This is a genomic window from Parvibaculum sp. (genome assembly GCF_049672805.1).
GTDB lineage: Bacteria > Pseudomonadota > Alphaproteobacteria > Parvibaculales > Parvibaculaceae > Parvibaculum.
Genome location: NZ_JBATWS010000134.1, coordinates 1 through 8,681 on the forward strand (window position 1 = coordinate 1; position 8,681 = coordinate 8,681).

Consider the following 8,681-nt stretch of genomic DNA (forward strand, 5'->3'; position numbering starts at 1 on the left):
GCGCGCACGGGCAGGGAGTTCCGGGCGCAGCTCCTCCGCCTCGCAAAAGGCGAGAAGGCGCGCTTCATCCGCCAGCATGAAGTCGAGAATGCCGCCCAGCAGTTCCGGCTCCCCGGCGCGGGCGCGCAATTCGTCGGTTGAAAGGCCGGAAAGCGCCATGAAGTCGCCCAGCAGATCCTCATCCGCCGCGATATGGCCAAGGGCGCGAATCGCCAGCATTTCGGCTTCATCTCTCGTCATGAACAAATCCCATAATCCCGCGCGGCGCGGCTTCGTCCCGGACTTTAACTCCTGCCGCTCACGCAAACTTAATCATAGGCGGGTTTTAATGCGAAACCTCCCAAATCCGGTCAGTCGGAGAGGGCGGGTAAAGGGTTGGTTAAGGATATTGGGGTCTTATGACCCCCAGAGGATTCGCCCCGACAGCCGGGCATCACGATACAGGTTCGGGCGAGCCCGGCACAGGTGGAGTTCTGGAGCAATGGACGCAATGTCGAAGAAAGTCCTGATCGTCGAGGATAATGAGCTCAACATGAAGCTCTTTCACGACCTTCTGGATGCGCATGGCTACGAGACGCTGCAGACGCGTGATGGAATCGAGGCGCTGGAAATCGCGCGGACGAACCGTCCTGACCTGATCCTGATGGACATCCAGCTTCCGGAAGTTTCCGGGCTTGAAGTCACCAAGTGGATCAAGGAAGACGACAACCTGCGCAGCATCCCGGTTGTGGCCGTCACCGCTTTCGCCATGAAGGGGGACGAAGAGAAGATCCGTGAGGGTGGCTGCGAGGCCTATATCTCCAAGCCGATTTCGGTAACCCAGTTCCTTGAAACGGTTCAGCGGTTTCTTCGCTAAGAGCCCCCCTATCTTCGAGGAGAGGGCAGAGTGACTGCTCGTGTTCTTGTCGTCGATGACGTTCCGGCCAATCTGAAGCTGCTGGATGCAAAACTGACAGCTGAATATTTCGACGTGCTCAAGGCAAGCTCCGGCATGGAAGCGCTGGAGATTGTGAAGGAGCAGCCGCCGGATATCATTCTGCTCGATGTGATGATGCCCGGCATGGACGGGTTTGAAGTGTGCCGCCGGCTGAAAGCCATGCCGGAGACGGAGCACATTCCCGTCATCATGGTAACGGCGCTCGATCAGCCAAAAGACCGGGTGCAGGGCCTTGAGGCCGGTGCCGATGACTTTCTTACCAAGCCGCTGAACGATCTCGCGCTGTTTGCGCGGGTACGCAGTCTTGTGCGTCTGAAAATGGTGACGGACGAGCTTCGCATGCGCGAGGCAACGGGCCAGCGCATCGGCGCGCTCGGCACGAAAGAAGGCGACAGCATTCTCCTGTCGGAGCCGGGCCGCACGCTTGTCATGGATGACCGCCCGACCTCGCTGAAGCGCATCACCGAAACGCTTTCCGAAAATCACCATGTAACCGTTGCCGAAAGCCAACAGGAATTGATCGAGCTTGCCGGTGCGGGGGATTTCGATTTCATCGTGGTGAGTCTCACCCTTCAGGAATATGACGGGTTGCGGCTCTGCTCTCAGCTCCGCTCCCTTGAGGCGACGCGGCAGACACCCATTCTCGCCATCGTGGAAGAGGGCGACACACCGCGCCTCGTGCGGGCGCTTGATATGGGCGTGAACGATTATCTGGTGCGGCCCATCGAGCGGAACGAGCTTGTGGCGCGTGCGCGCAGCCAGCTTCGTCGCAAGCGTTATCAGGACTATCTGCGTGACAAGTTCCAGCAGGGACTGGAACTGGCGATCACCGATGGTCTGACCGGGCTTTACAATCGCCGCTATATGGAAGGCCATCTGGCGACGCTGGTGGAAGAGGCCGCGAATACCGGCAAGCCCGTCTCGCTTCTCATTTTTGATATCGACCACTTCAAGTCGGTGAACGACACCTATGGTCATGCGGCAGGTGATGCCGTGCTCAAGCAGTTTGCCGACCGCATCGCCAAGAATGTGCGCGGCATTGATCTCGCCTGCCGGCTGGGCGGCGAGGAGTTCGTGGTGGTGATGCCAGACACCGATATCGGCTATGCGACAAGCGTGGCCGAGCGCCTGCGCCAGTGCATTGCCGCCAAGCCCTTCCGCATTGATGAAGAGGGGCGGATGCTTGATGTGACGGTGAGCATCGGCATCGCGATGACGAATGGTCCGAAGGACACGGTGGCCCGCCTGCTCGAACGGGCGGACCAGGGCCTCTACCGCGCCAAGCGGGAAGGGCGCAATCGCGTGGCCACGGAAGCTGCCTGATTTTCGTCGAACGCCAGCTTATCCACAGTAGAAAGTGCGGGATGATCAGTCGACGGTCCTGTATCCGCGCATAGTTCTGCGCGCCACGGATCGCGTTAACTATGTTTATTCATGGTTAATGCGTTTTAAACCACGTTTCTGCGCTGGATTGACTGTCCGTCCTTTAATGGCACAGTTGAATGTGCTAGTTTCATGGGGCTATTTCGTTTCGCTGCCGACATCGGCACCGTCTCTTGCTGGGGGGTGAGGCCGGAGCTGTAACGGGCGGCGATATGTGTCCTCGTGGAATCTGCTCAGGTTCGCCGCATCTCCTGAGTCCGCGAGGCACGGCCGGCCGGGGGCGTGGTTTTGGAGTGGCCTCCTCTGATATGCCGCGAAGGCCCGGTCGGCCACCCATTTCAAGGCTGAAAGCAAAAGAGCCGGCCCTTTCGGGACCGGCTCTTTTCATTTTGTCCTGTCGTTCAGGAAGGCAGCGCAGGCCGGGCCTGCGCCAGATCACTTGATCTTGGTTTCCTTGAACTCGACATGCTTGCGCGCGATGGGGTCATACTTCTTGATGACGAGCTTTTCGGTCATCGTGCGGCTGTTCTTCTTAGCGACATAGAAGTAGCCGGTGCCCGCCGTGCTTTCGAGCTTGATCTTGATGGATGCTGGCTTCGCCATGTCGCGAAATCCTTGAAGTTGCGCGGGCATCGGTGCCCGCAAGGCCATTGAGGTCGCAATCCGGCCCCGTGGCCGTGGATGTGCGGAGTTGCGCGCAGGCTACTCAGGACGCGGCGGAAGTCAAGAAGAGAGCGGCGGCTTCAACGACTTAGAATGCTGAAACCTGCGTTTTTGTCGCCCTAGGGCATGCGGGGCGCGGTCAGATAGCGCCAACCCGCAACCATGACATAGAAGGCGCAAAGCCCGGCCATTGCGACGATCAGGCCGTGGGGGTTCCAGATATCCATTGCGGTGCCTGCGAGCGGGGGGCCGACAAGGGCGCCAATCGAGAACATCATGACGAAAGCCGCATTGGCGGAGGCGAGATTCGCGCCCTTGAATCGCTCGCCAAGCAGGGTGAGCCCGACCGCATAAAGCCCCACCACCACGCCGCCAAAGAAGAAGAGGGTGGGCGCGAAGAGCCAGATCGAGTGCATGACAAAGGGAAGCAGCAGCGTGCCCGCAAGGCCGACCGTGGCGCAGAAGAGAAGCACCAGGCGGCGATCCGTCCGGTCGGACCAGATGCCGATGGGTATTTGCAGGAGGATGTTACCCGCCGCAAAGAGCGAGAGCACGAAGGCGGCTGTCTGCTCCGTCAGGCCGATGCGCACGCCATAGATAGGCAGCATGTTGAAGATGTTCGTCTCCGTCGCGCCATAGACAAAGCCTGCCAGCGTGGCGGCAGGGGCTGCGACCAGAAAGGTGACGAAGGCATGGCTCGGCCGCTCGGTGACGCGCGGCGCGAGACCGCGTCCGAAGATGACGAGTGGCAGAGCGCCTATGAGGATCAGTGTGCCGACAGCGGCGAAAGGGGCAACGCCTTCAGTGCCGACAAGAAAAAGAAGAACAGGGCCGGATGCGAAGCCGCATGAGAGCACCGTCCCGTAAATGCCGATGAGACGGCCGCGATTCTTGTCGTCGGCGAGCATGTTCACCCAGAACTCGCTCACCACGAAGAGGCCGGTTAGTGCCAGTCCGTTCATAAAGCGGATGAAGAACCATAGCCAGACATTTGGAAAGTAGTAGTAGGACGGCATGGCGATGGCGGACACGATGATGCAGGCCAGCAGAAAGGGTATCGCCGGTATGTGCCGCAGCAGCGTCGGAATGAATGGCGTGAGGATGAAGGTTGCAAGCGCCGGCATCGCCGTGTTGAGACCGATCAGCGATGTCGGAACGCCATTGCGCTCCATCAGGAGGGCGAGCAGTGGAATGGAAACGCCAAGCCCCATGCCGACGACAGAGATGCAGGCGATGACGGCGGCAAGGCTCCGCCGTCGCTCGGCGGCGGTGAGAGGTCTGTCTGTCGGCGTGGAGGAGGGGTGGCCTGTCATGGGCGCAGGCGATAGCGCAGTTTAGGGCCGTTGTCACCGGCCTCCTTTGCGGCACCGGGCTGACGTCAGCCGCGCACGACCGGCTTGTCGTTCCGGTAGCAGTAAAGCGGCGCGCGGGCGCGGACACGTCCCCGATGGCGTTCTGCAATCTCGCGCAGCACAAATTCCGTCACATCAATGACTGGAAGTTTGAGTGCTTCTGAAAGCCGGTACCAGCCGAGATCTTCCAGTTCGCCGCTCCCGCGCAAATCGCCCTCTGCGGCCTCGGCGCTGGCTGCAAAGAAGCGCGCATGGAAGCGAATGGGGCTTGATGCCGGTGTAATGGCGCGGGCGACGAAATCGAGCACGTCGAAACGAGGGGCGAGGCCACGCTCGCGGAAGGGCGCCCAGGCCTCGCCCGCGGCATCGCCAATATCGCCTGGATGTGCGACGAGGAGGCCGGTTTCCTCGAATGTTTCTCGGATGGCGGCGGCTGCAAGCGCTTCGGCCTTGAGGCGCGAGGCGGCGGCATGTTTCATCTGCTGTGCGGTCTGTTCCGCGAATGTCGCGGCGGGTCGCACGCCAATATCGCCAGCATCAAGTTTGCCGCCGGGAAACACGAAGGCGTCCGGGATGAACTTCATGCGGGAATGGCGACGGCCCATCAGGATGCGCGGTTCGCTTTCGCGCTCATCGATCAGCACGAGGCTTGCCGCATCACGCGGGCGGATGCCGCGCTTCCCTTTTGTCACGCTGTTCACAGCTCAATTCCCGATCGCGTCGCGGATGGCATTGCCATTGCGGAAATAGATGAAGGGAACGGTGCGGCGAGACTGGGCAGCGCGGGAAAGAGAGAGGCGTTCATCCAGTTCGTCCAGAATGACGCGTGTGATGTTCGGCAGGTCGAGGCTGCGTGCATCATCAATCGAGAGCCAGTGCAGCCCCTGCAATTCGCCCGACCCCTGAACCTTTGTCGGATCACCCTGAATACATTCGGCATCAGCGATGAAGAAGCGCGTGTCAAAGCGGCGCGTGCGGTAGGGCGGGGTGATGGCGCGGGCCACGAAATCAAGCGCGCCAAGCGCCGGGCCTACGCCATGCGCGAAATAGCTTGCCCAGTCAGGATGCTTGCTCTTCTGGAGCGTGTCGGTCGGCTTGCCGATGACGAGGCCAGTTTCCTCGAAGGTTTCGCGGATCGCGGCCATGCCAAGCGCGCGGGCGCGCAACTCGGAAGGCTTTCCTGACATGCGCACAAGGAGACGGCGCACAACGGGATCGCGCAGATCCTCTGCCGGGCGGATGCGGCTGTCGGCGCGGTCAACGCGGCCGCCGGGAAAGACGAACTTGTTCGGCATGAACTTGTGGTTCGCGTGACGCTGGCCCATCAGGACCTGCGGCTTTGCGCTGTCGCGGCGGACAATGATGAGGGTCGCCGCATCGCGCGGTCGCACGGCCTTGCCCTGCGTCGCTTCACGATATTCCTGCTCGCGCGATTTCTTGGGGTCGAAAGGCCCCGCTGCCTGTTCGCTCATAACCGAGTCCTGCTTTCGAATGTCTGTTCGATACAGGATGCCCGCTCAGAAGCGGGAAAGCCAGAGAGGGAGAAAAGGCAATGGCTGACGCAGCGTCAGATATCCTGCGTATCGGCTTTTGCGCCGAAGCCGTCCATGCGCAGTGCCCATTGCCAGCCCACCGTCGCGCCTTTGAGACGCGGGAGGAACCAGAGGGAGAGCACAAGCGTCAGCAGCGGCCAGATCGCGACGTGCACCCAGATCGGCGGCATGTAGGCGACTTCCAGCCACAGCATCATCGGCACGACGATGTGCCCCACCACCATGATGGTGAAATAGGGCGGCGCGTCATCCGCGCGGTGATGGTGCAGTTCCTCGCCGCACTCGGGGCAGTTATCTGCCACCTTGAGGAAGCGGTAAAAGAGCTTGCCCTTGCCGCAGGACGGGCAGTGACAGTTGAAACCGCGCAGAATCGAGGTCAGAGCCGGACGCTGTCCGGCTTCCGCAGAAGGTTCGTAAATGCGAGCGTCACTCATATCCATAGCGAGTTCGATTCTGTGAGGCAGTTCTGGCACCTTGCCGACCTAAAATGGTCAGAACAGCCCGTCGTTGATATGTGGCAGGTTGCCGCGCGCCCACAATATGCTGATTTATCAGCGAAACCGCCGGGAATTCGCGGGTTTGCGGGCGCCCTTCTTTTCCTTTTTCCCGTTGCGGCCCGTATGGGTTCGGGAGCGGGAGCGGCCCTTTCCGGCATTTGCGGGGGCTTCGCTGCCGCCTTCGAGGATTTCGAAGCGCAATCCGCCCGTCACCGGCACGGCTTCCTCAAGGCGTACGCGCACGGCATCACCGAGGCTGTAGGCAATGCGGCTGCGCTGGCCGATCAGCGCGTGGAGGATTTCATCATGGTGGAAGAAGTCGCCGCCAAGGGTTGAGACGGGAACGAAACCATCTGCGCCAGTTTCGTCCAGCTTCACAAAAAGGCCGAACCGCGTGACGCCGGCGATACGGCCCGTGAACTCCGCGCCGATGCGTGATTCAAGGAAAGCGGCGATGAAGCGATCCTTGGAGTCGCGCTCGGCAAGCATGGAGCGGCGCTCCGTCATGGAGATGTGTTCGGCAATCTCCGCAAGCTCGGCAAGTTCCGCATCGGGCTGCCCGTCCTTGCCGAAACCTAGTCCTGCGATAAGCGCGCGGTGAACGGTGAGGTCGGCATAGCGGCGAATGGGGGAGGTGAAGTGCGCATAGCGGCGGAGATTGAGGCCGAAGTGGCCGATATTGTCCGGCGCGTAAACGGCCTGTGCCTGTGAACGCAACACGACATCGGAAACGATGCGATCATGCTCCGTGCCGTGTACCTGCTTGAGGATGCGGTTGAAGTTTGCAGGTCGGATGTTCTCACCCTTGGTGAAGCTCAGATCGAGCGTCGCAAGAAACTCTGCAAGCGCGACGAGCTTCTCCCGCGAAGGGGCATCATGGATACGGTAGATGAGCTTGCGGTGAAGCTGCTCTGCCGTTTCGGCGGCGCAGACATTCGCCTGGATCATGAATTCTTCGATGAGCTTCATCGACTCGAACTTGTCGCCGATGCGCACGCCCGCAACGCGGCCATCCTCGCCGATGTCGATCTTGTATTCGGGCAGATCGAGATCTAGCGGCCCGCGCTCATCGCGCGCCTTTGCGATGATACGATAGGCTGCCCATAGCGGCTTCAGCACAGGCTCAAGCAGCGGGCCGGTTGCATCATCCGGTTGCCCGTTGATTGCGTTCTGAACCTGCGCATAGGAAAGGCTTCCGGCAGAACGCATCAGCCCCCGCACGAACTCATGCGAACGCTTGTTGCCATGCTTGTCGAACACCATGCGCACGGCAAAGCAGGCGCGGTCTTCGCCCTCGACCAGCGAGCAGAGATCGTTCGAGATGCGTTCGGGCAGCATGGGCACGACGCGATCGGGGAAGTAGGTAGAGTTGCCGCGCTTCCTTGCTTCGCGGTCCATCGCGGAGCCGGGGCGGACATAGGCGGCCACATCCGCAATGGCGACGATGGCAATGACGCCGCCTTCATTTTTGGGATCAGGATCGGGCGCGGCCCAGACTGCATCATCATGGTCGCGCGCATCTGCCGGGTCGATGGTGATGAGCGGAATGTCGCGCAGGTCGGTGCGGCCTTTCAGGCCCTGATGTTTTGCGGCTTCCGCCTCACGCAGCACATCCTCGGGGAAGTCATCCGGGATGCCATGTGTGTGGATTGCGATGAGGCTGATCGAGCGGGGATCATCGCTGTTGCCAAAGACTTCGCGGATACGCGCGCGGCTTAGTCCGTAGCGTTTGCCGGGAATGGTTTCGGCAAGCACCAGATCGCCATCTTCTGCGCCTGCCGTATCCTCTGCCGCGATCTCGAATTCGTTGCGGACCTTCTTGTCCACGGGCACAAGGCGGCCGCCTCTGCCCGGACCTTTCGGGCCTTTCCGGTTTGCGCGATAGAGACCGAGAATGCGTTCTGCACCGCGACCGATCCGGCGGATGACGCGCGCCTCATAAGGATAGGCTTCGTTGTCGCCTTCCGTCTTGCTCAGCCGCGCCAGCACACGGTCGCCGACACCTGCGGGCGCTTCGTCGGAATTGCGTTTGCCGCGCGACACGTCAGGTGCGACGACGATCAACGGGGCGGGGTCTTCGCCCGGCCAGCTTGTCGGCCGTGCGATGAGGTCGCCATCTATGTCTGTATGCGTGATTTCGATGGTGGTGATGGGCGGCAGCTCATTCGTCCGACGGAGATTTTTCGCGTCGTCGCGCGCAATCACGCCTTCTTCCATCATCGCCTTCAGCATTTGCTTCAGGGGGATGCGGTCATCGCCCTTCACGCCGAAGGCGCGGCCGATCTCGCGCTTGTTC

General features: G+C 61.1%; 9 protein-coding genes. 2 read left to right on the forward strand and 7 right to left on the reverse strand.

Going from position 1 to position 8,681, the window contains the following annotated elements:
• A partial coding sequence (locus WBF74_RS04210) for a DUF3572 domain-containing protein (RefSeq protein WP_424435640.1) occupies positions 1-240 on the reverse strand: 240 nt, incomplete at its 3' end.
• A gap of 250 nt (positions 241-490) precedes the next feature.
• Between WBF74_RS04210 and WBF74_RS04215 the strand changes: the two genes are divergently transcribed.
• Together WBF74_RS04215 and WBF74_RS04220 are read left to right on the forward strand one after the other, a co-directional pair.
• Positions 491-856 (forward strand): response regulator, encoded by a 366-nt coding sequence (locus WBF74_RS04215; protein ID WP_407950730.1) that lies wholly within the window; start codon positions 491-493, stop codon positions 854-856.
• 30 nt (positions 857-886) lie between these two features.
• Positions 887-2,260, forward strand: coding sequence for a PleD family two-component system response regulator (locus WBF74_RS04220; protein WP_424435644.1), 1,374 nt, complete (start codon positions 887-889; stop codon positions 2,258-2,260).
• Positions 2,261-2,755: 495 nt separating this feature from the next.
• Here the strand turns inward: WBF74_RS04220 and rpmG are convergent, their stop codons facing one another.
• The 6 genes from rpmG to rnr all read right to left on the reverse strand — a co-directional run.
• On the reverse strand, positions 2,756-2,923 hold the full coding sequence (gene rpmG / locus WBF74_RS04225) for a 50S ribosomal protein L33 (RefSeq protein WP_424435647.1): 168 nt from the start codon (positions 2,921-2,923) through the stop codon (positions 2,756-2,758).
• A 179-nt stretch (positions 2,924-3,102) separates the two neighbouring features.
• Complete coding sequence (locus WBF74_RS04230; RefSeq protein WP_424435650.1) at positions 3,103-4,296, reverse strand: MFS transporter; 1,194 nt, start codon at positions 4,294-4,296, stop codon at positions 3,103-3,105.
• Positions 4,297-4,361: 65 nt separating this feature from the next.
• Positions 4,362-5,036: an NUDIX domain-containing protein gene (locus tag WBF74_RS04235; RefSeq protein ID WP_424435653.1), complete on the reverse strand. Its 675-nt coding sequence runs from the start codon at positions 5,034-5,036 to the stop codon at positions 4,362-4,364.
• 3 nt (positions 5,037-5,039) lie between these two features.
• Positions 5,040-5,807 (reverse strand): NUDIX hydrolase, encoded by a 768-nt coding sequence (locus WBF74_RS04240; protein ID WP_424435656.1) that lies wholly within the window; start codon positions 5,805-5,807, stop codon positions 5,040-5,042.
• A 95-nt stretch (positions 5,808-5,902) separates the two neighbouring features.
• Positions 5,903-6,322, reverse strand: coding sequence for a DUF983 domain-containing protein (locus WBF74_RS04245; RefSeq protein WP_424435659.1), 420 nt, complete (start codon positions 6,320-6,322; stop codon positions 5,903-5,905).
• 117 nt (positions 6,323-6,439) lie between these two features.
• On the reverse strand, positions 6,440-8,681 hold a 2,242-nt coding region (gene rnr / locus WBF74_RS04250; RefSeq protein WP_424435662.1), incomplete at its 5' end, for a ribonuclease R.